At 30.3% G+C, this 24,120-nt stretch carries 20 protein-coding genes and 2 riboswitches; of the genes, 19 read left to right on the top strand and 1 reads right to left on the bottom strand.

Going from position 1 to position 24,120, the window contains the following annotated elements; genetic code table 11:
• Positions 1-117 precede the first annotated feature (117 nt).
• Together ACUSRV_RS13635 and fabZ are read left to right on the top strand one after the other, a co-directional pair.
• Positions 118-1,143: a rod shape-determining protein gene (locus tag ACUSRV_RS13635; protein ID WP_490142523.1), complete on the top strand. Its 1,026-nt coding sequence runs from the start codon at positions 118-120 to the stop codon at positions 1,141-1,143.
• Between the two features lie 33 nt (positions 1,144-1,176).
• The gene (gene fabZ / locus ACUSRV_RS13630) at positions 1,177-1,611 is read left to right on the top strand and encodes a 3-hydroxyacyl-ACP dehydratase FabZ (protein ID WP_490142522.1); all 435 of its coding nucleotides are present in this window, start codon (positions 1,177-1,179) and stop codon (positions 1,609-1,611) included.
• Between the two features lie 66 nt (positions 1,612-1,677).
• On the opposite strand, the gene yyaC is transcribed toward fabZ, so the two are convergent.
• The gene (gene yyaC / locus ACUSRV_RS13625) at positions 1,678-2,187 is read right to left on the bottom strand and encodes a spore protease YyaC (RefSeq protein ID WP_490142521.1); all 510 of its coding nucleotides are present in this window, start codon (positions 2,185-2,187) and stop codon (positions 1,678-1,680) included.
• Between the two features lie 159 nt (positions 2,188-2,346).
• Between yyaC and ACUSRV_RS13620 the strand changes: the two genes are divergently transcribed.
• From ACUSRV_RS13620 to glgD, 17 genes are all read left to right on the top strand, one after another.
• Positions 2,347-2,784 (top strand): COG2426 family protein, encoded by a 438-nt coding sequence (locus ACUSRV_RS13620; protein WP_490142520.1) that lies wholly within the window; start codon positions 2,347-2,349, stop codon positions 2,782-2,784.
• Between the two features lie 102 nt (positions 2,785-2,886).
• A riboswitch (SAM riboswitch) is annotated at positions 2,887-2,989 on the top strand.
• Between the two features lie 161 nt (positions 2,990-3,150).
• Entirely contained in the window at positions 3,151-4,344 is a 1,194-nt protein-coding gene (gene metK / locus ACUSRV_RS13615; RefSeq protein ID WP_490142519.1) for a methionine adenosyltransferase, read from the top strand.
• Positions 4,345-4,463: 119 nt separating this feature from the next.
• Entirely contained in the window at positions 4,464-6,689 is a 2,226-nt protein-coding gene (gene recD2 / locus ACUSRV_RS13610) for an SF1B family DNA helicase RecD2 (protein WP_490142518.1), read from the top strand.
• On the top strand, positions 6,685-7,419 hold the full coding sequence (locus tag ACUSRV_RS13605) for a ComF family protein (protein WP_490142542.1): 735 nt from the start codon (positions 6,685-6,687) through the stop codon (positions 7,417-7,419). Before recD2 ends, ACUSRV_RS13605 begins: the two co-directional genes overlap by 5 nt.
• A gap of 711 nt (positions 7,420-8,130) precedes the next feature.
• Positions 8,131-8,700 carry a ribosome hibernation-promoting factor, HPF/YfiA family gene (hpf, locus tag ACUSRV_RS13600; protein WP_490142517.1) on the top strand — a complete coding sequence of 190 codons (570 nt, stop codon included), beginning with the start codon at positions 8,131-8,133 and terminating at the stop codon, positions 8,698-8,700.
• 188 nt (positions 8,701-8,888) lie between these two features.
• Positions 8,889-11,567, top strand: coding sequence for a preprotein translocase subunit SecA (secA, locus tag ACUSRV_RS13595; RefSeq protein WP_490142516.1), 2,679 nt, complete (start codon positions 8,889-8,891; stop codon positions 11,565-11,567).
• Between the two features lie 18 nt (positions 11,568-11,585).
• Positions 11,586-12,690 (top strand): peptide chain release factor 2 gene (gene prfB / locus ACUSRV_RS13590; RefSeq protein ID WP_490142515.1). Its coding sequence is split into 2 segments (ribosomal slippage): positions 11,586-11,660 and positions 11,662-12,690, totalling 1,104 coding nucleotides; the frame shifts between segments, so codons are not numbered across the junction.
• A 63-nt stretch (positions 12,691-12,753) separates the two neighbouring features.
• Entirely contained in the window at positions 12,754-14,895 is a 2,142-nt protein-coding gene (locus ACUSRV_RS13585) for a Tex family protein (RefSeq protein WP_490142514.1), read from the top strand.
• 64 nt (positions 14,896-14,959) lie between these two features.
• Complete coding sequence (locus ACUSRV_RS13580) at positions 14,960-16,120, top strand: amidohydrolase (protein ID WP_490142513.1); 1,161 nt, start codon at positions 14,960-14,962, stop codon at positions 16,118-16,120.
• Between the two features lie 60 nt (positions 16,121-16,180).
• Positions 16,181-16,297: riboswitch (FMN riboswitch) on the top strand.
• Positions 16,298-16,407: 110 nt separating this feature from the next.
• On the top strand, positions 16,408-17,022 hold the full coding sequence (locus ACUSRV_RS13575) for an ECF transporter S component (RefSeq protein WP_490142512.1): 615 nt from the start codon (positions 16,408-16,410) through the stop codon (positions 17,020-17,022).
• A 107-nt stretch (positions 17,023-17,129) separates the two neighbouring features.
• On the top strand, positions 17,130-17,582 hold the full coding sequence (gene tsaE / locus ACUSRV_RS13570) for a tRNA (adenosine(37)-N6)-threonylcarbamoyltransferase complex ATPase subunit type 1 TsaE (RefSeq protein WP_490142511.1): 453 nt from the start codon (positions 17,130-17,132) through the stop codon (positions 17,580-17,582).
• Positions 17,582-18,301 (top strand): tRNA (adenosine(37)-N6)-threonylcarbamoyltransferase complex dimerization subunit type 1 TsaB, encoded by a 720-nt coding sequence (tsaB, locus tag ACUSRV_RS13565; protein WP_490142510.1) that lies wholly within the window; start codon positions 17,582-17,584, stop codon positions 18,299-18,301. The genes tsaE and tsaB overlap by 1 nt, the downstream gene beginning before the upstream one ends.
• Positions 18,291-18,737 (top strand): ribosomal protein S18-alanine N-acetyltransferase, encoded by a 447-nt coding sequence (rimI, locus tag ACUSRV_RS13560; protein WP_490142509.1) that lies wholly within the window; start codon positions 18,291-18,293, stop codon positions 18,735-18,737. The genes tsaB and rimI overlap by 11 nt, the downstream gene beginning before the upstream one ends.
• Before the next feature lie 15 nt (positions 18,738-18,752).
• On the top strand, positions 18,753-19,766 hold the full coding sequence (tsaD, locus tag ACUSRV_RS13555; protein WP_490142508.1) for a tRNA (adenosine(37)-N6)-threonylcarbamoyltransferase complex transferase subunit TsaD: 1,014 nt from the start codon (positions 18,753-18,755) through the stop codon (positions 19,764-19,766).
• Between the two features lie 161 nt (positions 19,767-19,927).
• Complete coding sequence (gene glgB / locus ACUSRV_RS13550; RefSeq protein ID WP_490142507.1) at positions 19,928-21,823, top strand: 1,4-alpha-glucan branching protein GlgB; 1,896 nt, start codon at positions 19,928-19,930, stop codon at positions 21,821-21,823.
• Positions 21,824-21,829: 6 nt separating this feature from the next.
• Positions 21,830-22,975 carry a glucose-1-phosphate adenylyltransferase gene (locus ACUSRV_RS13545; RefSeq protein ID WP_490142541.1) on the top strand — a complete coding sequence of 382 codons (1,146 nt, stop codon included), beginning with the start codon at positions 21,830-21,832 and terminating at the stop codon, positions 22,973-22,975.
• Between the two features lie 12 nt (positions 22,976-22,987).
• Positions 22,988-24,115 (top strand): glucose-1-phosphate adenylyltransferase subunit GlgD, encoded by a 1,128-nt coding sequence (gene glgD / locus ACUSRV_RS13540; RefSeq protein WP_490142506.1) that lies wholly within the window; start codon positions 22,988-22,990, stop codon positions 24,113-24,115.
• The last annotated feature ends 5 nt before the right edge of the window (positions 24,116-24,120 follow it).

The raw sequence follows: 24,120 nt of genomic DNA, 5'->3' as shown, positions 1-24,120 counted from the left end.
CATTTTTTTCTTGACTAAAATTTGTTTTTTGTATATTTTTGTAGGTAGGGCTATTTTAAGTAAAAAACTAATTTTAGTTCATATAGATAATAAACGAATGATAAGGAGTTGGAGATAATGGCAAGAGCTGATATTGGGATAGACTTAGGTACAGCAAATGTTCTTGTTTATGTTGGTGGCAAAGGGATAGTTTTAAGGGAGCCGTCTGTAGTTGCCATAGAAACAAGAAGCAATTCAGTACTAGCAGTTGGAGAAGAAGCTAGAAGAATGATAGGTAGAACGCCAGGAAATATAGTTGCTATAAGACCGTTAAAAGATGGAGTTATATCAGATTATGATATTACAGAAAAAATGTTAAGATATTTCGTTGAGAAGGTGGTAGACAAAAAAGGTTTTGGAAGGTTTTTTATGCCTAGAGTTATGGTCTGTGTGCCATCAGGAGTTACTGAAGTAGAAAAAAGGGCAGTAGAGGAAGCCACAAGACAAGCTGGAGCTAGAGAAGTATATATCATAGAAGAACCTATAGCAGCAGCCATAGGGGCAGGTATAGACATAGCTCAGCCAGATGGGAATATGGTTATAGATATAGGTGGAGGAACTGCTGATATAGCTGTAATATCTCTAGGCGGTGTAGTTGTAAGTGAATCTCTAAAAGTTGGTGGGGATAAATTTGACGAGGCCATAGTTAGATATATGAGAAAACAACACAACTTACTAATAGGAGAAAGAACTGCAGAACAGGTAAAATTAAATATAGGAACGGCATTCCCAAGAGAGCAAGAAGAGTTTATGAATGTAAGTGGTAGAAACTTAGTTAAAGGGCTTCCTGAAACGATACAAATAAGCTCTACTGAGATATTAGAAGCATTAAAAGAGAGTGTTGAGCAAATAGCTGCGACTGCGCATTCAGTTCTAGAAAAAACACCTCCAGAGCTAGGAGCAGATATAAGTGATAGAGGTATAATAATGACAGGTGGAGGAGCCTTATTATACGGTTTGGACAAGCTTATAAAGCAGAGAACAGGGATGGAAGTACACATTGCTGAAGACCCTTTATCTTGCGTTGCAAAAGGTACTGGAGAAGCTTTAAAATCTTTAAAGTTATTAGAAACAGGAGGAACTATTCCTTTTAGAAAGAAATAGATAATTATACGAAAATACTAAGGGAGGGTAATTATGCTAAATGTAGATCAAATAAAGGAATTAATACCGCACAGATATCCATTTTTATTAGTAGATAAAGTAGTTGAATTAGATCCAGGGAAAAAGGCTATCGGTATAAAAAATGTTACCGTTAATGAACCGTTTTTCCAAGGCCACTTTCCAAGCTATCCACTAATGCCGGGAGTTTTAATAATAGAAGCTATGGCACAAGTAGGAGCAGTTGCTATGATGTCTATGGAAGAAAACAAAGGTAAATTAGGAGTATTTGCAGGAATAGATGGTGTTAGATTTAAAAGAGAAGTAAGACCTGGAGATACATTGAGAATGGAAGTTGAATTAAATTCATTTAGAAGAAGCATTGGGAAAGCTAGTGCTAGTGCTTATGTTGGTGAAGAATTAGTCTGCAGTGGAGAATTGATGTTTGCCTTAGTTGAAAAACAAAAATAATTTTTAAAAATATTAAGTCCCAATATAATTATTGGGACTTTTTTCAAAGTAAGGGGGTAATAACCTCTATGTTGCAAGTATAGTGGATAAAGCAATTATCTCAGCTAGCTCAACTACAAAGCTCAGTCTTATATTATTAAATGAAAACTTATTGTTTTCATCTATTCTATCTACTATACCAACTATAGAATAGTTACCTATTTCAGGAAGTTTTTTGCCAACACCTTTTCCAGGAAGTATAGGGCCTTCTCGTATTTGAATATTCCCTATATTGTCTTTTGATCCTAGGCATGCATCTATAGCTAGGAAATTTCCCTTTGGATGCTTATTTTTTATATGCTCTAAAGATTCAAATATATTTAACGCATGTATAGGTTTATCTAATGTTCCATATACAGGATATTTAAAATCACTATTTTTTAACATAGTTCCAACCAAAGGACCTAAAGCATCTCCTATGGCTCTATCAGTTCCTATACAAACGATTATGGTATTTTCTTTTATTATATTTTTTAAAACTTCACTAAGATTTTGTATGACATTCTCTTCTTTATAATTCGTTTTAACTAGATACATCGATACACCTCCTTACCTAAAATATATGAAATTATATATAAAAAAAGACCTATACCCATTCTAGTTAGCAATTTTTAAGCAATTCCTAGTATAACTAATCATATAATTTAATTAATAGAAAAACTATTTAAGAAGATGTAGTTAGGGAGGGGATAAAATTTGAAATATATATTGCTTATGATAATGTCATCTGTCCCTATCATAGAGCTTAGAGGGGCTATACCAGTAGGAATATCATGGGGATTAAATTTGATTTATGTGTACATATGTTGTGTTATAGGATCCACACTTATATCAATACCGCTTATTATAACTTTTAGGCAGATTTTACATGAGCTCAAAAGGCACAAAAAAATGTATAAGCTAGGTTATTTTATAGATAATAAAATAAATAGAAGAGTGAAAAAAATGAAAAATGTAACTATAATAGGCCTAATACTGTTTGTAGGAGTGCCACTCCCTACCACTGGGGCATGGACTGCAGCAGCAATAGCATCTATATTTAAGATGAGAATTAGAGATGCAGTACTAGGTATATTCATAGGGAATATGCTCTCAGGTATAATTGTATCAGCAATATCATTAAAGATTATATAGTGTGTTTTGCAAAAAAGTTGATAAATAGTAAAAAAAATGTTGACATATAATAAATAAAATAGTAATATAAATTCTGTACTAAAAACTTATGAAATCTTAATTACCTTATTAAGAGCGGCGGAGGGATAGGCCCTATGAAGCCCAGCAACCACCCAATTGGGAAATGGTGCTAAATCCTACAGAATTTTATTCTGGAAGATGAGGTTAGTTAATTAACTATGTAATTAACCTCTTTATGTTTAAAGAGGTTTTTTTGTTTTAAAAAAGTTACGATGCATCGAAATAAAACGTAATAATTGTCAATAATATAGTAGAGACTATAGAAGTATAAATTTATAACTTATATACATAAGAGGAGGAACAAAAATGGCAAGACACTTATTTACATCAGAATCAGTTACAGAGGGACATCCAGACAAAATATGCGATCAGATATCAGATTCTATATTAGACGCATTATTAGCGAAAGATCCTCAAGCCAGAGTTGCATGTGAGACTACAGTTACTACAGGACTTGTATTAGTAGCAGGAGAAATATCTACTTCAGCATATGTTGATATACCAAAATTAGTAAGAAGTACAATAGAAGACATAGGATATACAAGAGCTAAATATGGATTTGACGCTGACACTTGTGCTGTGATAACTTCTATAGATGAGCAATCTTCGGATATAGCTATGGGTGTAGACGAAGCTCTAGAAAGCAAAAAAGGCGAAGATACAGATGAAGAGCTAGAAAATGTAGGAGCAGGGGACCAAGGTATAATGTTTGGTTTTGCATGTAATGAAACAGAAGAATTAATGCCTCTACCAATATCTTTAGCTCACAAACTTGCTAGAAGACTAACAGAAGTTAGAAAAAATGGAATGTTAGATTATCTAAGACCAGATGGTAAAACTCAAGTTACTGTTGAATATGAAGATGGCAAGCCAGTTAGAGTACACACTGTTTTAATATCTACTCAACATAGTCCAGAAGTAGATAATAAAACAATAGAAAGAGATTTAAGAGATCACGTAATAAGTAAAGTAGTACCAAATAACTTAATGGATTCTGAAACTAAAGTATATATAAACCCAACAGGAAGATTCGTTATAGGTGGGCCACAAGGAGATACTGGATTAACAGGAAGAAAGATAATAGTAGATACTTACGGTGGATATGCTAGACACGGCGGTGGAGCATTCTCAGGAAAAGATGCAACAAAGGTTGATAGATCTGCTGCTTATGCTGCAAGATATGTTGCTAAAAACATAGTAGCTTCTGGCCTTGCTGATAAGTGTGAAATAGAATTAGCTTATGCTATAGGTGTTGCACAACCTTTATCTATACTAGTTGAAACTTTTGGAACTGGAAAAGTTAGCGAAGAAAAATTAGTAGAATTAGTTAAAAAGCATTTTGACTTAAGACCAGGTGCAATAATAAGAGACTTAGATTTAAAAAGACCTATCTATAGAAAAATTGCAGCTTATGGACACTTTGGTAGAACTGATGTAGATTTAACATGGGAAAGAACAGATAAAGCGGATATATTAAGAAAAGAAGCTTTAGGTGAATAATATAAATTATTTAAAGCCCTGTATATTATACAGGGCTTTATTTTATGTTAATATACCTGTATAATAGTTACAAATTATGTAAATTATAACCGTATCACTAAAATGGTAGGAGAATCGGTATGGAAAAATTGCAGGGAACTATAAGTGATATAATATTTAAGAACGAAGAAAATGGATATACAATAGCAAACTTAACAAATGAAAACGATGAAGTTACAATAGTAGGTTGTATGCCGACGTTAACAATAGGTGAAAGTATAGAAATAGAAGGAAAATGGACAAGTCATAAGTTATATGGATTACAATTTGAAGTAGATAATTTTATTCCAATTACTCCATCTTCAGTAGATGGGATATATGCTTATTTAACATCTGGCATGATAAAAGGTATAGGGGATAAAATGGCAAAAAAAATAATAGAAAAGTTCGGAATACATACTATAGAAATAATACAAAATACCCCAGAAAGATTACAAGAAGTAGAAGGTATAGGAGAGAAGAAAGTAGATCAAATAGTAAAAGGTTTTCAAGAAAATAGAGAATTAAGAAATTTAATAATAGAACTATCTAAATACGGTATAAGCCCTAACTATTGCTTAAAAATATATAAAAAATATAAATCTAAAGCCATCCAAACTATACATGAAAATCCATATAAACTAGCAGAAGATATAAGAGGTATAGGATTTAAATTGGCTGATAATATAGCATCGAAAATAGGGGTAGATAAATATTCAGAAGATAGAATAGCCCAAGGTATAATATATACATTAAATCATGCTCTTACAAATGGACATACATATTTACCTAAAAGCTTATTAATGAACGAAGCTAGTCAACTTTTAAATATAGAAAAAGGATATGTAGAAGAAGGAATATTAAAATTAGCATTAGATCAGAAAATACAAATTGAAAAAAGCCTTACAGAAGATATTATATATTTAATACCGTATTATATATCCGAAAATGGAGTATGTAAACAACTTGTGAGGTTATCTCAATATGAATTTGAAGATTTACATATAAATATAGATAGAGAAGTAATTAACTTAGAGAATAAGAATAATATAAAATTAGCAAAAAATCAGTTCAAAGCTGTTGAGCAAGCTATAGACAATGGGGTTATGGTTATAACAGGTGGGCCAGGAACTGGTAAAACAACAACTATTAATACTATAATACAAATATTTGAAAATAATAAAATGGAAGTTATTTTAGCTGCTCCTACAGGAAGGGCTGCTAAGAGAATGAGCGAAACATCTAATAAAGAAGCTAAAACTATACACAGATTATTAGAGATGGGATATTCTAATAATGATGAAGAGATGGTATTTATGAAAAGCGAAGATGACCCTATAGAAGCTGATGTAGTAATTGTCGATGAAGTGTCTATGGTAGATATAAATCTTATGTATAGTTTGTTAAAGGCCATTAAACCTGGAACTAGAGTAATATTAGTTGGAGATAGTGATCAATTACCTTCAGTAGGTGCAGGAAACGTTCTAGGAGATATTATAGATTCAGATGTTATAAAGATAGTTAGATTAACAGAAATATTTAGACAAGCTCAGGAGAGTATGATAGTAGTAAATGCGCACAGAATAAATGAAGGTCAGCCATTATTTTTAAATTCAAAAAATAAGGATTTTTATTTTATCAAAAAAGAAGATAATGAGAATATTATAAGTGAAATAATAGGCTTAGTGGATAAAAGGCTACCAGAATATTATAAGGTAGATAAAATAAGAGATATACAAATATTATCTCCTATGAGAAAAGGAGATTTAGGAGTTACAAATTTAAATATAGAATTACAAAAATATTTAAACCCACCTGGAAAATTTAAGACTGAAGAAAACTTTACAAGAAGAATACTTAGGGTTGGGGACAAAGTAATGCAAGTAAAAAATAACTATAATAAAAAATGGGAAAATGAAGATAAAAGTGAAACTGGAGAAGGTATATATAATGGAGATATAGGATATGTATATCATATAGATAAGGAAAATAAAAATATATATGTAGTATACGATGAAATTAAGATAGTTAATTATGACTATAATGAACTAGATGAAATAGAGCATAGCTTTTGTACTACTATACACAAAAGTCAGGGAAGTGAATTTCCAGTAGTTGTAATACCTATATCTTGGGCTCCTCCTATGTTATTAAGTAGAAACTTATTATATACAGCTGTAACACGTGCTAAGAAGTTGGTTATATTGGTAGGGCAGACTAAGTATCTCGAGTATATGATAAAAAATAACAAGACACAAAATAGATATTCTAATTTACATGGAAAATTATCTAGGTTTAAAAGAGAAGGGCTGTTGGTAAAAAATTAAAAATGTAATAAGTATAATATTAGATTATATATATCCCAAAAACATAAAGTGCATATTGTGTAATAATCCTATAGATAAGAATAACACCTACTCATTGTGCAAAAGCTGTTTTGATAATATTTCTTTTATAAAAGATGGGTGTATAAAATGTGGGAAACCTATTGAAAATAATAATAGCATAAGTACCATTGATGAGTGCAGCTATTGTAGTGATAAGGATTTTTATTTTAATAAAGCTATATCCTGTATAGAATATGATGAGACCACAAGTAGACTTATATATAACTTGAAATATGGTAGAAAAACATACATCTCTTATCACATGGCACAAATAATAAGGGATAAGTTAAAATATGAAAATATAAACTTTGACTTTATAGTATACGTCCCTCTTCACAAAAGTAGATATAAAAAACGTGGATTTAATCAGTGTGAATTAATTGCTAAAAATCTAGAAAGTTTTACAAATAAAAAAGTAATTAATTGTTTATATAGAAAAAATAAAACTAGATATTTATCTAAATTAAGTAAAAATGAAAGAAGCAAAGAATTAAGGGGTGCATTTAAAGTAAAGGATAATATAAAAGAGATATATAATAAAAACATATTATTAATAGACGATATATTCACAACAGGGAGCACTGTTAATGAAATAAGCAAACTTCTAAAAGATAACAATGTTAATAATATATATGTATGCTGTGTATTAACTGGAAGAAATTTATATTGACATAAATATGAGATGCTATTAGAATAAATAAGTGATGTTATAGGTCTGTGGTTGAAAGTCCATGCCAGTCGCAGGCAAAAGGACCCACGTAAGTTAATTCAAAAATTGAATTAATGAGCATGGTGCGGCTTAGAAGTAAGTCCTGCCGATATAAAATCGAGAGGGTTAATAGTGCGGCAACCCCAAGCGAAATCCCCAGCAGGCGAGTGTGGGGGCAAAGATCAGGTCAGCTATAATATCCCAAAAGTACCTTAATAGGTGCTTTTTTTATTTACAAGGATATTATAATTTATAATATCCAACTCATATACTTGAGCATCGGACCTGATTTTTAATGCCGATTAAGACATGAGCGTGGCGAATTTTCTATTTTCAACAAATAACAACAAATAATTAACATTATTGTGATTAATTTGTGGATAAATGTAAATAGCTATATATATTGAAATTTAAAGTTATTAACAAAGTTATGCACATTATCCACAATTTTCATTAATATTACTTTAAACATATTAACAATATTAATTAGCAAAAATTAATAATATATAGAGAGAATATAAATTCTACAAAAGTTAAAAATAAAAATTAAAGGAATGACTATGTTTTTATAGAACTAATTATAAAGCATAAACTTTCATATTATACTAAATCAAAATATTAGATTAAAAGGTAGTATCTGTGGTATATAATAACTTGAAGGGAGATGTTGTCATGAATCTAATTTTATCTGGAAAACAATTAGAATTAACAGATGGTATAAGAAATGCAATAGAAGAAAAGCTGGGAGGAATAGAACAATATTTTCATCCAGAAACACAAGTTAAAGTCACAGTAAGTGCTACAAAAACTAGACATGCAATAGAAGTTACAATCTTTCCTATAAGCGGACCAATAATAAGAGCAGAAGATAGACAAGAAAATCTATACGCAGCTATAGATATAGTACATGACAAACTTTATAAGCAAATAAGAAAATATAAAACAAAAATGATGAATAAACATCAAGACCATAGAAGTATAAGATTTGGAAATGTAGAAGAATTAGGCGATTTTAAAGACATGGATGATGATAGTTATCATAATGGAAATGAAGAACCAATGAACATAGTTATAGAAAGAAGAAAAAAATTTGATATGAAGCCTATGAGTTCAGAAGAAGCCGTGCTTCAAATGGAACTTTTAGGACATGATTTCTATATGTTTAGAAATATGGATACTGATGAAATAAGTACTGTATATAGACGAGAAATTGGTGGGTATGGTCTTATAGAACATGAATAATTTTTATAAAAGCTACTGATTATATAGTCAGTAGCCTTTTTTGTTAAAAAATCTTGTTTTAATAATGCAACTCATATATATTAAGGTATATAGTTATTTTTAGCGGATGTCAAAATAATTTTCGGTAGCTTTTTATTTTATGGTAAAATTATATCGTATATAAAAATGTATGAAATGAGGGAACAATTATGGGTTTTTTGGATAATATATTCAATATGGCAGAAAAAAGAGAGTTAAAAAAGTTTAGCTCTATAGTTGATAAAATAGATGATTTAGAAACTAAATTTGAATCTATGAGTGATAAAGAAATTAAAAATATGACTAATATATTTAAAGAGAGATTAAATAATGGAGAAACACTAGATGATATACTTCCTGAAGCTTTTGCTGTAGTTAGAGAAGCTTCAAAAAGAGTTTTAGGCATGAGACATTATAGAGTACAACTTATAGGTGGAATTGTGCTACATCAAGGAAGAATAGCTGAAATGAAAACTGGAGAAGGTAAAACATTAGTTGCAACGAGTCCAGTATATTTAAATGCATTAACAGGCAAAGGAGTTCATGTAATTACAGTAAATGACTATCTTGCAAAGCGTGATAAAGAAACTATGAGTAAGCTATATGAGTTTTTAGGAATGAGCGTAGGAGTTATAGTACATGGTCAGTCACCAGAAGAAAGACAAATTCAATATGCTTGTGATATAACTTATGGGACAAACAATGAATATGGATTTGACTACCTAAAAGATAATATGGTAATACATAAAGAGCAAATGGCACAAAGAGAACTCAACTATGCTATAGTAGATGAAGTTGACTCTATATTAATAGATGAAGCTAGAACGCCACTTATAATATCGGGACCTGGAGATAAGTCTACCCATTTATATACAGATGCAAATACGTTTATACTAACGTTAAAAGAATCAGACTACGAAAAAGATGAGAAGCAAAAAGCAGTATCTTTAACAGAATCAGGTATAGATAAGGCAGAAAAATACTTTAATGTAGAAAACGTAACGGATATATCACATACTGAACTATTCCATCATATAAATCAAGCATTAAAAGCACATAAGATGATGAAAAGAGATGTAGATTATGTGGATAAAGATGGAGAAATAGTTATAGTAGATGAGTTTACAGGAAGATTAATGTTTGGTAGAAGATACTCTGAAGGATTGCATCAAGCTATAGAAGCAAAAGAAGGGTTAAAAGTTCAGAGAGAGTCTAAGACTTTAGCTACAATAACATTCCAAAATTATTTTAGAATGTATAAAAAATTATCTGGGATGACAGGTACAGCTAAAACAGAGGAAGAAGAATTTAGATCTATATACAGAATGGATGTTGTTCAAATACCTACAAATAAACCTATTGTAAGAACGGATATGTCAGATGCTGTATATAAAAATGAAATAGGTAAATTTAAAGCAGTAGTAGAAGAAATAGTAGAAAGAAATAAGGTGCAACAACCTATGCTTGTAGGTACAGTATCTATAGAAAAATCTGAATTATTATCATCTATGTTAAAGAAAAGAGGAGTAAAACACGAGGTATTAAATGCAAAGTATCATGAAAAAGAAGCTGAAATAATAGCTCAAGCTGGTAGAATAGGAGCTGTAACTATAGCTACTAATATGGCTGGTCGTGGTACGGATATAATGCTAGGTGGAAATCCAGAATTCTTAACTAAAAGAGAAATGAAAAGAATGGGATATGATGATAGTATTTTATATAAAATAGCGAGCCCATTAGAAGATGAAGAAGATTTACAAAATGAAGAATTAGTAAAAGCTAGAGAAAATTATGAAAGATTATATAAAGAATTTAAGAAAAAAACTGAGGATGAACAATTAAAAGTTATAGAAGCTGGAGGACTTGCCATAATAGGTACCGAAAGACACGAATCTAGAAGAATAGATAATCAGCTTCGTGGTCGTGCTGGACGTCAAGGAGACCCAGGTAACTCTAGATTCTATATAAGTTTACAAGATGACTTAATGAGGTTGTTTGGAACTGAGAGAGTACTAGGTATTGTAGAAAAGTTAGGTATGGAAGATGACATGCCTATAGAACATAAAATACTATCTAGATCAATAGAGAATGCACAAAAGAAAGTAGAAGGAAAGAACTTTGGTATAAGAAAACACGTACTTCAATATGATGATGTTATGAATAAACAAAGAGAAATAATATACGCAGAGAGAAGACGTGTATTAGAAGGCGAAAACTTAAAAGAAAATGTAGAAGCTATGATAGAAAACACAATAGAAGACGCTTTAAATATTTATATGGGAGAAGATAAATCATCTTGGAACTTAGATAATCTTAAAGATCATCTTTATCAAACATTCTTACCAAAAGGAAGTATAGAAATAGATAGCTTAGATAACTATTCTAGAGAAGATATAAAACAACAAATACTTGATTTATCTATTAAGATATATGAAGCTAAAGAAGATATAGTAGGATTTGAGAGAATGAGAGAAATAGAGAGAGTTATACTTCTTCAAGTTGTAGATTCTCACTGGGTAGATCATATAGATGCTATGGATCAATTACGTCAAGGTATAGGCCTTAGAGCAATAGGTCAAGAGGATCCTGTAAGGGCATACACTATAGAAGGATTCGATATGTTCGAAGCTATGAATAAATCTATACAAGATGATACTGTTAGATATCTATTTAACTTTACAATAGAAGAACCTATACAAAGAAAACAGGTTATAGATGTAGACCATATATCTTCTAATGCATCAGATCAACCAGTTAATAAAACTATAACAAAGGACGATGAAGCGGGAAGAAACGCAATATGTCCTTGTGGAAGCGGCAAAAAATACAAAAAGTGTTGTGGTAAATAAGGCATCTGGAGGTATTATATGCTTAATATACAAGAATATAGACAGAAGATAGATACTATGAAAGACTATATAAAAGAATTGAGGGCTTCTCTTTGACATAGGAACTATTAATGAAAAAATAGAAGCCTATGAAAATGAGATGAGCGACCAGAACTTTTGGAATGATAATGAAAAGGCACAGAGAATACTTCAAGAAAATAAGTCTTTAAAAGATTCTTTAGATGAATTTAATGATTTGCAAAGTTCACTAGATGATATAATTATTCTTATGGAACTTGCAGAAGAAGAAAACGACCTATCTTTAGAAAAGGAAATAATAGAATCTATAGAGCAATTAGAGTGCAAAATAGATTCTATTAAAATAAAGACTCTTTTAAATGGAGAGTACGATAGAAATAATGCTATAATATCTATACATGCAGGAACAGGTGGACTTGATGCTCAAGATTGGGCAAAGATGCTTCTGAGAATGTATGATAGGTGGGCACAATCAAAAGGATATAAGGTTAATACACTAGATATAATTGCAGACCCTGAAGCAGGGATAAAAAGTGTAACAATACTAGTAGAAGGATTAAATTCATATGGATATTTAAAAAGTGAAAAAGGAGTTCATAGGCTAGTTAGAATATCTCCTTTTGATTCATCTGGAAAAAGACATACATCTTTTGCATCAGTGGATATTATTCCAGAATTAGATGATAGTATAAAAATAGATATAAACCCTAACGATTTGAAAATAGATACATATAAGGCTTCTGGTGCAGGCGGGCAGCATGTAAACAAAACTGAGTCTGCAGTTAGAATAACACATATACCTACTGGAGTAGTTGTTCAATGCCAAAGTGAAAGATCACAACACATTAACAAAGATAGAGCAATGAAGATGCTTATGGCGAAACTTATAGAAATTAAAGAAATAGAACAAAAAGAAAAAATAGAAGACTTACAAGGTCAGTATTCTCAAATAGCATGGGGAAGTCAAATAAGGTCTTATGTTTTTCAACCATACACATTAGTAAAAGATCATAGAACTAATGCTGAAATAGGCAATGTTCAATCTGTTATGGATGGAAATATAGATTTGTTTATAAATGAGTATTTAAAGATGAGTAAAAAATAGCTTAGATGGGGCTTAAGAGATTATTCTTAGGTCCCATTTTTGAATTTGTAGTAGGAGGAAATTATGAATATAAATTATATGTTAAAAAATGAATTCAGCTTAAAAGATTTTCAAGTAGAAAACACTATAAAACTCATAGATGAAGGAAATACAATACCTTTTATAGCTAGATACAGAAAAGAAGTAACAGGTGAACTTAGTGATGTAGTTTTAAGACAATTTTATGATAGACTTGTATATTTAAGAAATCTTAAAAATAGAAAAGAAGATATAATTAGATTAATAAAAGAACAAGGAAAATTAAGTGAAGACATAACAAATAATGTGGAAAAAGCAACTACACTTCAAGAAATAGAAGATATATATGCACCATTTAAACCTAAAAAAAGAACTAGAGCGACTATTGCAAAAGAAAAGGGATTAGAGCCTTTAGCTTTAGATATATTAAACAAAGATATAGATATAAATACTGAAGCAAATAAATATATAAACCCAGAGAAAGAAGTAAATACTTTTGAAGATGCTATAAAAGGTTCATCTGATATAATAGCTGAAATAATAGCTGAGGATTCATATGTTAGAAAGTATATAAGAAATCTAGCTTTAAGCGAAGGATTAATTAATACAAAAAACTCCAAGGATGAAAAGTCAGTATACGATATGTATTATAATTATAGTGAAAATATAAAAACTATAGCACCACATAGAATACTGGCCATAAATAGAGGAGAAAAAGAAGAATACATAAAAGTTAAAGTAGAAATTAATAGTGAAAAGATAATAGATAATATAAAGAAAAGGTATATAAAAGATATAAATAAAAAATGTAGTCACTATATAGAAAATTCTATAGAAGATTCTTATAAAAGGCTAATATATCCATCTATAGAAAGAGAGATAAGAACTTATTTAACAGATATAGCTCAAGAAAGAGCAATAAGCGTATTTGGTAAAAACGTCAAAAATTTATTATTACAGCCACCTATAAAAAGTAAGGTTGTAATGGGATTTGACCCAGCTTTTAGGACTGGATGTAAAATAGCTATAGTAGATGAAAATGGAAAATTGCTACATACTACAACTATATATCCTACGATGTCTGAAAATGAAGTAGAAAAATCAAAAAAAGAACTTACTAATATTATAAGAAATTATAAAGTAGATATAATAGCTATCGGAAACGGTACTGCGTCAAGGGAATCAGAAATATTTGTTGCAGATATACTAAAGGAAATAGATAGTGAAGTAAGATATATAATCGTAAGTGAAGCTGGTGCCTCAGTTTATTCTGCATCTGAGCTTGCGAGTGAAGAACATCCAGATATAAATGTGTCTTTAAGAGGTGCTATATCTATAGGTAGAAGGATACAAGATCCATTGGCAGAGCTTGTAAAAATAGACCCTAAGAGTATAGGTGTAGGACAATACCAACATGATTTAAATCAAAAAAGATTAGAGGAAGTTTTATCGGGAGTAGTAGAAGATGCTGTAAATAGTGTAGGTGTAGACTTAAACACTGCATCTTATTCTTTACTTCAATATGTTGCAGGTATAACTAAGTCTATAGCTAAAAACATAGTAAGTTATAGAGAAGAAAATGGAGAGTTTACTTCAAGGATTCAATTGAAAAAGGTTAAAAGGTTGGGGCCTTCAGCATTTTTACAGTGTGCAGGGTTTATGAGAATATCAGATGCTAAAAATCCACTAGATAATACAGGAGTACATCCAGAAAGTTATGATATATGCAAAAAACTAATAGAAAAACTAGGATATAAATTAGATGATATATCAAATAAAAATATAGAAGATATAGACGCTCAAATTAATAAGGTAGGTATAGAAAATTTAAGCAAAGAACTTAATGTAGGGACACCTACATTAAAAGATATCATAAATGAGATTAAAAAACCAGGTAGAGACCCTAGAGAAGAAGGTATGAAGCCTATATTTAGAAGTGATGTATTAAAAATAGAGGATATAAAACCAGGCATGATACTTAAAGGAACAGTTAGAAATGTTGTAGATTTCGGCGCTTTTATAGATATAGGAATTAAAAATGATGGATTAGTTCATAAATCAGAGATGAGTGATAAGTTTGTAAAAAATCCTATGGATATAGTATCTATAGGAGATACTGTAGATATTAAAGTAATATCTGTAGATTTAAGTAAACAACGTGTATCTTTATCTATGAAGTCTATATAAAATAATAAAGAATGTATTTATGTTATAATAAGGAGTATGTATAGTTAAATCAGGAGGAAGTATAATGTTATTCATAAAAAATGGTATTATTAATACTGTGACTAATGGAGTTATAGAGGGAGATATTCTTATAGAAAATGGAAAGATAGTTGAAATTGGAAAGGATATAGTAGTCCCACTAGATGTTGAAGTTATAGATGCTACAGGAAAGTATATATATCCTGGATTTATAGATGCTCATACACACTTAGGTTTATGGGAAGATGGTATGGGCTTTGAAGGGGCAGATGGAAACGAAGAAACAGATCCAATAACTCCACATTTAAATCCCATAGATGGAGTAAATCCTATGGATAGAACTTTTGCAGAAGCTGTATCTGGAGGAATAACATCTGCATGTACTACTCCCGGAAGTGCAAATGTCATGGGAGGGCAATGTATAGCTATAAAAACTCATGGTAAGAGAATAGATAAAATGATTATAAAAAACCCTGTTGCTTCTAAAATAGCTTTTGGTGAAAATCCAAAGAATGTATATGGAAAAGATGACAAAATGCCTCAAACTAGAATGGCTATAGCTGCACTTTTAAGAGAAACACTTAAAAAGGCAGAAGAGTACTTAGAAGATATTGTTGCTCAAGAAGAAGATGAAGACAATGAAAAGCCAGAATACGATATAAAGATGGAATCGCTATTGCCTGTGCTTAGAAGAGAAATACCTTTTAAAGTACATGCCCATAGAGCAGACGATATGTTTACAGCTATAAGAATAGCAAAGGAATTTAATATAAGATTATCATTAGACCATTGTACTGAAGGACACCTTATAGTAGATGAACTAGTTGAAGAAGGATATCCTGTTATAGTAGGGCCAAGTTTATCTGAAAGGTCAAAGATAGAACTAAGAAATTTAACCTTTGATACTGCCGGGATACTATCTAATGCTGGACTTGATGTATGTTTAATGACAGACCACCCAGTTATACCTATTCAGTACTTGCCACTATGTGCTGCCATTGCTATAAAACATGGTATGAAAAAAGAAAAGGCTATAGAATCTATAACTATAAATCCTGCAAAGGTTTTGGGAATAGAAGATAGAGTAGGGTCTATAGAAGTGGGAAAAGATGCGGATATAGTTATATGGGATAATGAACCTTTAGATGTTCAAAGTTATGTAGAATATACATTAATAGATGGAAAAGTTGTATATAAAAAATTATAATTGACGAATAGTTTTATTCAGTATAAAATATAATTATAACAAGAAAAAATTAAATAAAAGATAAATCTTCAGGGCGGGGTGAAATTCCCGACCGGCGGTATAGCCCGCGAGCTACTATGTAGCTGACTTGGTTAAATTCCAAGGCCGACAGTAAAGTCTGGATGAAAGAAGATTAAGTGCATAATTATATTTATTATGTATTTATATTCATTGTGAACAAAAGTCTGAAGATTTATCTTCGGACTTATTTATTTTCTAATCAAAAATTTATTTAGGAGGTATTCACAATGCAAGAAATAACAAAACAATATAAAACTGGATATTTTTCAACATCAACTTTAGTTAAAGTAGCTATACTATCATCGATATGTTATGTTCTTATGTTTCTACAATTCCCAATACCAGCACTTTTCCCAGACTTTTTAAAGATAGATATATCAGACGTTCCTGCTATATTAGGCGGTATGGCATTAGGACCTGTTGCTGGAATAACAATTGAACTTATAAAAAATATATTACAAGCTTTAACAAATACTCAAACAGGTGGAGTAGGAGAACTAGCTAACTTTTTAATTGGTGGTTCATTTGTATTAGTAACATCAGTTATATATAGAAGAAAAAAAGAGTTAAAAGGGTCTATAATAGCTCTTATACTAGGTACTATATTTATGACTGCAGTAGGGGCATTAGCTAATTACTATATACTAATACCATTCTATACAAACTTTATGCCAATGGAAGCTATAATAGGTATGGGAAGTGCATTAAATCCTAAGATTGTAGATTTACCTACTTATATACTATGGATGGTATCACCTTTTAATATAATAAAGGGAATTTTAATGTCAATAATAATAGTATTAATATATAAGAAAGTAGAACCTATATTGAAAAAAGGATAAAAAAGATAAAAAAGCGCTTAAAGCGCTTTTTTTATTTTGCAAAGCTTTATTAAAATAGTTGGTTATAATATAATAGTATAGTTAATCTTTATAATGGAGATGGTTGAATGGTGAAAATATATTTAGAAAATGAAGAAAAGACAAAAGATATAGGATATAAATTAGGGAAATTACTAGATAAAAAAAGTATTTTATGCTTAATAGGAGATTTAGGAGCAGGAAAAACTACTTTGACACAGAGTATAGCTAAAGGATTAGAAGTCGATGATTATATAACTAGTCCTACATTTACAATAGTAAACGAATATGAAGGTAGAGTACCTCTATACCACTTTGATGTATATAGAATAGGAAGTAGTGATGAAATGTACGATATAGGATTTGATGAGTACATAAACTCAGATGGAGTTTGTATAATAGAATGGGCAAATTTAATTGAGGATATACTTCCTGATGAATATTTATATATAGACCTTAAATACAAAGAAAATGGGCGAGAAATGATATTAAACCCAAAAGGAGAAAAATACGAAGAAATTATTAAGGAGTTGTTGATTTAATGAAAGTATTAGGCATAGATACATCTTCACAAACTGCTAGTATCGCTATAATGGACAATGAAAAATTAATAGCAGAATACACTATAAATACTAAGAAAACTCATTCTCAAAAACTTATGCCGATGATAGAAGAGATGTTTAATGAAAGCGATGTTAAAATAGATGAGATAGATTTAATAGGTGTATGTATAGGTCCAGGATCGTTTACAGGGCTTAGAATAGGGATGGCGACAGCAAAGGCCATAGCACATGTTAGGGATATACCTATTGTTGGAGTAAACTCATTAGAATCCATGGCATTTAATATGAATTTATCTAAGTTCACTATATCTCCTATAATAGATGCCCAAAGAAATCAAGTATATACTAGTAAGTATACATGGGAAGACAATAAATTAATATCAATAGATGATATAAATGTAGTATCAATAGATGAACTAGTAGAAAATATAAAAAATGGAGCTGAAGAAGTAATTTTATTAGGAGAAGCTATAAATTTATATAAAGAAAATCTTGAAAATATTAAAAATATAAATATATCACCTAAATCTCACAATATATCTAGAGCAAGTAGCTTATGTGAATTAGCTATTGATAAATACAATAGAAATATAGACGTTCATAATTGCTATACTATAAATCCAATGTATATAAGAAAATCTCAAGCTGAAGTTCAATATGATGAAAAAATGATGAGGATACAGAAGAATGAACAATAACTTAATAATAAGAGATATGAAACTTAAAGACATAGATGGAGTATATAACGTTGAGAAGTCTTGTTTTCCAGATCCTTGGAGTAAAGAATCATTTAAGAAAGAGATACAAAATAAATTAGCAAAGTATTTGGTTGCACAGATAGAGGACAAGGTAGTTGGTTATGTTGGAGCTTGGTTTATAATAGATGAGGCACATATAACTAATGTAGCTGTAAGCCCAGAATACAGGGGTCAAAAAATAGGTGACAAAATAGTAAAATACCTTATAGATGAATGTAATGATAATAAAATTAAGGCTATGACTTTAGAAGTTAGAGTATCAAATATTGTAGCTCAAAACCTATATAAAAAATATGGTTTTAAGTTAGCTGGTGTTAGAAAAGAATACTACAGTGACAATAAAGAAGATGCTCTTATAATGTGGAAGCATTTATAAAAAAGAGGTGTATTTATGAAAGATATAATAACTTTAGCTATAGAAACTAGTTGTGATGAAACTTCAGCAGCAGTTTTAAAAAATGGTAGAGAAATATTGTCAAATATAGTTTCTACTCAAATTGAACTACATAAAAAGTTCGGAGGAGTAGTTCCTGAGGTTGCTTCTAGAAAACATATAGAAAATATAGATATGGTAGTACAAGAATCTTTAGATAATGCTAATATAGGTTTTAATGACATAGACAATATAGCAGTAACATATGGACCGGGATTAGTTGGTGCACTACTTGTTGGATTATCTACTGCAAAAGCTTTAGCTTATACTCTGGGGATACCTTTAGTTGGAGTTAATCATATAGAGGGACATATAAGTGCAAATTATATAGAAGATAAAAAACTAGAACCGCCATTTATATGTTTAATAGTGTCTGGAGGACATACTCATTTAGTTGAGGTTAAGGATTACGGTAGTTATGATATACTAGGTAAAACTAGAGACGATGCATCAGGCGAAGCATTTGACAAAATAGCTAGGGCTCTAAATTTAGGTTATCCAGGAGGACCTATAATAGACAAGCTCTCTAAAGTTGGAAATAAAAATGCAATAAGTTTTCCAAGGGCTTACATAGATAATGGATATGATTTTAGTTTTAGTGGATTAAAATCATCTGTACTAAATTATATAAATTCTAAAAAAATGAAAAATGAAGATCTAATAGTAGAAGATGTAGCTGCATCATTTCAAGAGGCTGTTGTTGAAGTATTAGCTACTAAAGCTATAAAAGCAGCATTAGAAAAAGGATATGATAAAGTCGTTTTAGCTGGAGGAGTTGCAGCAAATACAGGATTGAGAGAAAAGTTACAAGAATTGGGAAGTAGTAAAAATATAACTATAAAATACCCACCTATAGACTTATGCACAGATAATGCGGCTATGATAGGCTGTGCAGGGTATTATAATTATATAAAAGGTAAGACTCACGATATGAGTTTAAATGCAATATCAAATTTAAAATTAGGGCAATAGCATCCATAAAATGTGGGTGCTTTTTTTTGCTATTTTTTTTATAATATAAAATTCAACAAAAACATATTAATTATTTGCGCGCGTTATATTTTTTTTCGACATGAGGTATGTATTATAATACTTTTATATATTAAAATACTTTTATTAATTGGGGATAGATTATGAAAATAAGTAAAGTAAATAGTTTTAAATCGTATGATTTTATGGGAGCACATTTTGTAGAGCTAGAAAATAAAAAAGGAGTAAGTTTTACTGTTTGGGCCCCTAATGCAAAAGGGGTATATTTGGTCGGAGACTTTAACAATTGGAATAAAAAATCCCATCCAATGAGAAGAATAAATTCCGGGAATTGGCATATATTTATTGAGAATATAAATGAAGGTATTGCATATAAATATATAATTATAGGAAAAGATGGAATATCTAGGATGAAATCTGACCCATATGGATTCTTTAGTGAGAAAAGGCCTAATAATGCTTCCATAATATATGAAGTTGAAGGTTATAAGTGGAATGATGCGAGGTGGATGATAGATAGAGAAAAAGATAATATATATGAAAAACCTATAAACATATATGAAGTTCATCTAGGGTCATGGAAAAGAAGATGGGATGGAGAATTTTCAAATTTTGAAGAACTTTATGAAATTATAGATTATGTAAAAGATATGGGCTATACACATATAGAAATACTACCAATAACTGAACATCCACTAGATGAGTCGTGGGGTTATCAAACTATAGGATATTATAGTGTAACTAGTAGATATGGAACTCCTAAGGGTTTTATGGAATTTATAGATAGGTGCCATATGAATGATATAGGAGTAATTTTGGACTTTGCATATAGTCACTTTTGTAAAGATGAACATGGACTTTATAAATTTGATGGAACATCACAATACGAATATAGTGACCCTACAAAAGCTGAAAATATTGGGTGGGGTACAGCACATTTCGATTTAGGAAAGCCAGAAGTTCAAGATTTTTTAATATCAAATGCTTTATTTTGGTTTGATAAATTTCATATAGATGGAATAAGAGTAGATGCTGTTGCAAGTATGCTTTATTTAGATTATGACATAGGACATTGGAAACCAAATATATACGGAGGAAGAGAGAACTTAGAGGCTGTAGAATTTTTAAAAAAGTTCAATGAAGTTATTTTCAAAAACATTAAAAATCCCCTTATTATAGCAGAGGAATCTACTTCTTGGCCAATGGTTACAGGACCTACATATAAAGGTGGATTGGGGTTTAATTATAAGTGGAATATGGGATGGATGAATGATACATTAAAATACATGGAAATGGACCCTATATATAGAAAATATCATCATGAATTAATTACTTTTTCATTTACATATGCTTTTTCTGAAAACTTCATACTTCCACTCTCTCATGATGAAGTAGTACATGGCAAAAAATCTTTAATAGATAAAATGCCTGGAGATAAGTGGAGAAAATTTGCAGGGCTTAGGTTGCTATATTCATATATGATGGTCCATCCTGGAAAGAAGCTTTTATTTATGGGAAGTGAATTTGGACAATACTTAGAGTGGAGATATTCATATAGCTTAGACTGGGAACTACTATTACAAGAAGAAAATAAAAAGATGCAAGATTATGTTAAGGATTTAAATAAATTATATGTAGATGAAAAAGCCTTATATGAAATAGATTACAGTAATAGTGGATTTGATTTTATAGATCCTCATAATAATGAACAAAGTGTAGTTACACTTATGAGAATAGGAAAAGATAAAAAGGATTTTATAATTGCAGTAATAAACTTTACTCCTGTAGTTTATTACGATTATAGAATAGGGGTTCCTTATGAGGGAGTATATCAAGAAGTATTTAATAGTGACGACGAAAAATATTGGGGATCAGGACAAACTATGGGTGATTCTAAGTTATATTCACAAAAACAAAAATGGCATAATAAGGACTACTCAATAACAATAAAAGTACCTCCATTAGGGGCTACTTTTATAAAGGGAATAAAGATAGTAGATGAAGATACTATGAAAGATGAGGTAGAGGGGGAGTTTTAGGTTATGATAAAAAAGGAAATGATGGCTATGATATTGGCTGGGGGTCAAGGATCAAGGTTAGGAAGTTTTACGAAAAATTTGGCAAAACCAGCAGTTCCTTTTGGAGGAAAATATAGAATTATAGATTTCGTATTAAGCAACTGTTCAAATTCAGGAGTAGATACTGTAGGGGTTTTAACTCAATATAGACCATTAATATTAAATTCCCATATCGGAATAGGAAGTCCATGGGATTTAGATAGACAAAATGGAGGGGTATCTATATTGTCGCCATATACAAAAGAAAAAGAAGGAAGCTGGTATAGAGGAACATCACACGCTATATATGAGAATATGCATTTTATTGATAGATATAAGCCGGAATATCTTTTAGTTTTATCAGGGGATCATATATATAAAATGGATTATAGCAAAATGCTAGAATATCATAAGGAAAAAGAGGCAAAGGCTACAATCGCAGTAATAGAAGTTGACTGGGAAGAAGCATCTAGGTTTGGGATAATGAATACTGAATCTGATGGAAAAATCTATGAATTTGATGAAAAGCCAGAAAATCCAAAAAGCAATTTAGCTTCTATGGGAATATATATATTTGATTGGCAACTATTAAAACAATATTTATTAGAAGGTGAAAGTAAAGAAACAAATTATGATGATTTTGGTAAGGATATAATTCCAAAGATGTTACAAGATGAGATAAATATGGTAGCTTATCCTTTTGAAGGATATTGGAGAGATGTTGGTACTATAGATAGCTTATGGCAAGCAAATATGGATTTAATAAACACAGAAAATAATTTTAACTTGTATGATTCTAATTGGAAAATATACACTGATCATTTAGCTATGCCACCCCAATATATAGGTAAAAACTCTAAAGTAAATAAATCTATTTTAACTGATGGATCTGTTGTATTAGGAGATATAGAAAACTCAGTAATATCATATGGAGTACGTATAGAAGAAGGAAGCATAATAAAAGATTCAGTAATAATGCCAAATGTAAAAATAGGCAAAAACGTTATTATAAATAAGGCTATGATAGGAGAAGGGGCCATAATAAAAGATAATTGTAATATAGATAGCGGAAATGGGGACATAACTGTTATAGCAGAAAAACAGGAAATATCTATGGATACTGAGTTGGCTTAAGGGGGATAAAAAATGAACAAAGAGTGTATGGGGATAATAAATTTAAATAAAAGAGGTAGTTCTATAAGTAAACTAACTCATAACAGACCTGTAGCATCTATACCTATAGGTGGAAGATACCGTGTTATAGATTTTGCATTATCAAATATGGTAAATTCAGAGATACAAAATATAGGAATATTCGCAGATGATAGGCACAGATCATTAATAGATCACTTAGATAATGGAAAGCACTGGGATTTAAATAGAAAGATAGATGGACTTTTTATATTTAGTCCAGAAAACAAGTCAAAAAATAATTCCTATGCCATAAAAAGTGGAGATATATATAATATATTTTCAAATATAGATTATATAGAAAAAAGCAGACAAAAGTATGTTTTAATATCTCCAAGCTATATGGTATGCAATATAAATTATAAGGATATATTGGATCAACATAAAAAATCTAATTGTGACATAACAGTAGTATATAAGGAAGTATACAATGCACAGGATGACTTTCTAAAATGTAGTACGTTGAATATAGATGAGAAAGGAAAGGTTGTAAGTATAGGAAATAATACTGGAGCAAGGAAAGATTGCAATATATCTATGGAAATGTATGTTATGTCTAAAGACCTATTTTTAAATCTTATATATGAGTCAATATCAACAGGTGAATATAGTACTATAGATAGTTTCATAGAGGGTAATATAAATAGATTTAATTTAGAAGGATACAACTTCAGAGGATATTTAAAATGTATAAACTCTATACAGTCTTATTTCGAAGCTAATAATGATTTTCTAAAAACTAATGTTTCTGAGGAATTATTTTACTCATATAGAAAAATATTAACAAAGATAAAAGATGAGCCACCTACATTTTACGCATCAAATTCAGAAGTTGAAAATTCATTTATATCTAATGGGTGTGTAATAGAAGGGACTGTAAAAAATAGTATATTATTTAGAAGGGTCAATGTAGAAAAAGGTGCTGTAATTGAAAATTCTATAATAATGCAAAATTGTATAATAAAAAGAGATGTTAAACTAGACAATGTAGTTTTTGATAAGAATGTAGTAATCTCAAAGGGTAAAGAACTAAAAGGGGATAAGAAGATGCCTATTATAGTTGATAAGAACGCTAGAATTTAAGGGGG

The sequence above is a fragment of the Sporacetigenium sp. TC11 genome (assembly GCF_058146105.1).
Note: the sequence above shows the minus strand (reverse complement) of the source record. Positions and strands in the feature narration are given on the sequence as shown.

Coding starts and splice junctions, on each gene's coding strand:
- ACUSRV_RS13635 (WP_490142523.1), top strand. CDS start 118: ATGGCAAGAGCTGATATTGGGATAGACTTAGGTACAGCAAATGTTCTT.
- fabZ (WP_490142522.1), top strand. CDS start 1,177: ATGCTAAATGTAGATCAAATAAAGGAATTAATACCGCACAGATATCCA.
- yyaC (WP_490142521.1), bottom strand. CDS start 2,187: ATGTATCTAGTTAAAACGAATTATAAAGAAGAGAATGTCATACAAAAT.
- metK (WP_490142519.1), top strand. CDS start 3,151: ATGGCAAGACACTTATTTACATCAGAATCAGTTACAGAGGGACATCCA.
- recD2 (WP_490142518.1), top strand. CDS start 4,464: ATGGAAAAATTGCAGGGAACTATAAGTGATATAATATTTAAGAACGAA.
- hpf (WP_490142517.1), top strand. CDS start 8,131: ATGAATCTAATTTTATCTGGAAAACAATTAGAATTAACAGATGGTATA.
- secA (WP_490142516.1), top strand. CDS start 8,889: ATGGGTTTTTTGGATAATATATTCAATATGGCAGAAAAAAGAGAGTTA.
- ACUSRV_RS13585 (WP_490142514.1), top strand. CDS start 12,754: ATGAATATAAATTATATGTTAAAAAATGAATTCAGCTTAAAAGATTTT.
- ACUSRV_RS13580 (WP_490142513.1), top strand. CDS start 14,960: ATGTTATTCATAAAAAATGGTATTATTAATACTGTGACTAATGGAGTT.
- ACUSRV_RS13575 (WP_490142512.1), top strand. CDS start 16,408: ATGCAAGAAATAACAAAACAATATAAAACTGGATATTTTTCAACATCA.
- tsaE (WP_490142511.1), top strand. CDS start 17,130: ATGGTGAAAATATATTTAGAAAATGAAGAAAAGACAAAAGATATAGGA.
- tsaB (WP_490142510.1), top strand. CDS start 17,582: ATGAAAGTATTAGGCATAGATACATCTTCACAAACTGCTAGTATCGCT.
- rimI (WP_490142509.1), top strand. CDS start 18,291: ATGAACAATAACTTAATAATAAGAGATATGAAACTTAAAGACATAGAT.
- tsaD (WP_490142508.1), top strand. CDS start 18,753: ATGAAAGATATAATAACTTTAGCTATAGAAACTAGTTGTGATGAAACT.
- glgB (WP_490142507.1), top strand. CDS start 19,928: ATGAAAATAAGTAAAGTAAATAGTTTTAAATCGTATGATTTTATGGGA.
- glgD (WP_490142506.1), top strand. CDS start 22,988: ATGAACAAAGAGTGTATGGGGATAATAAATTTAAATAAAAGAGGTAGT.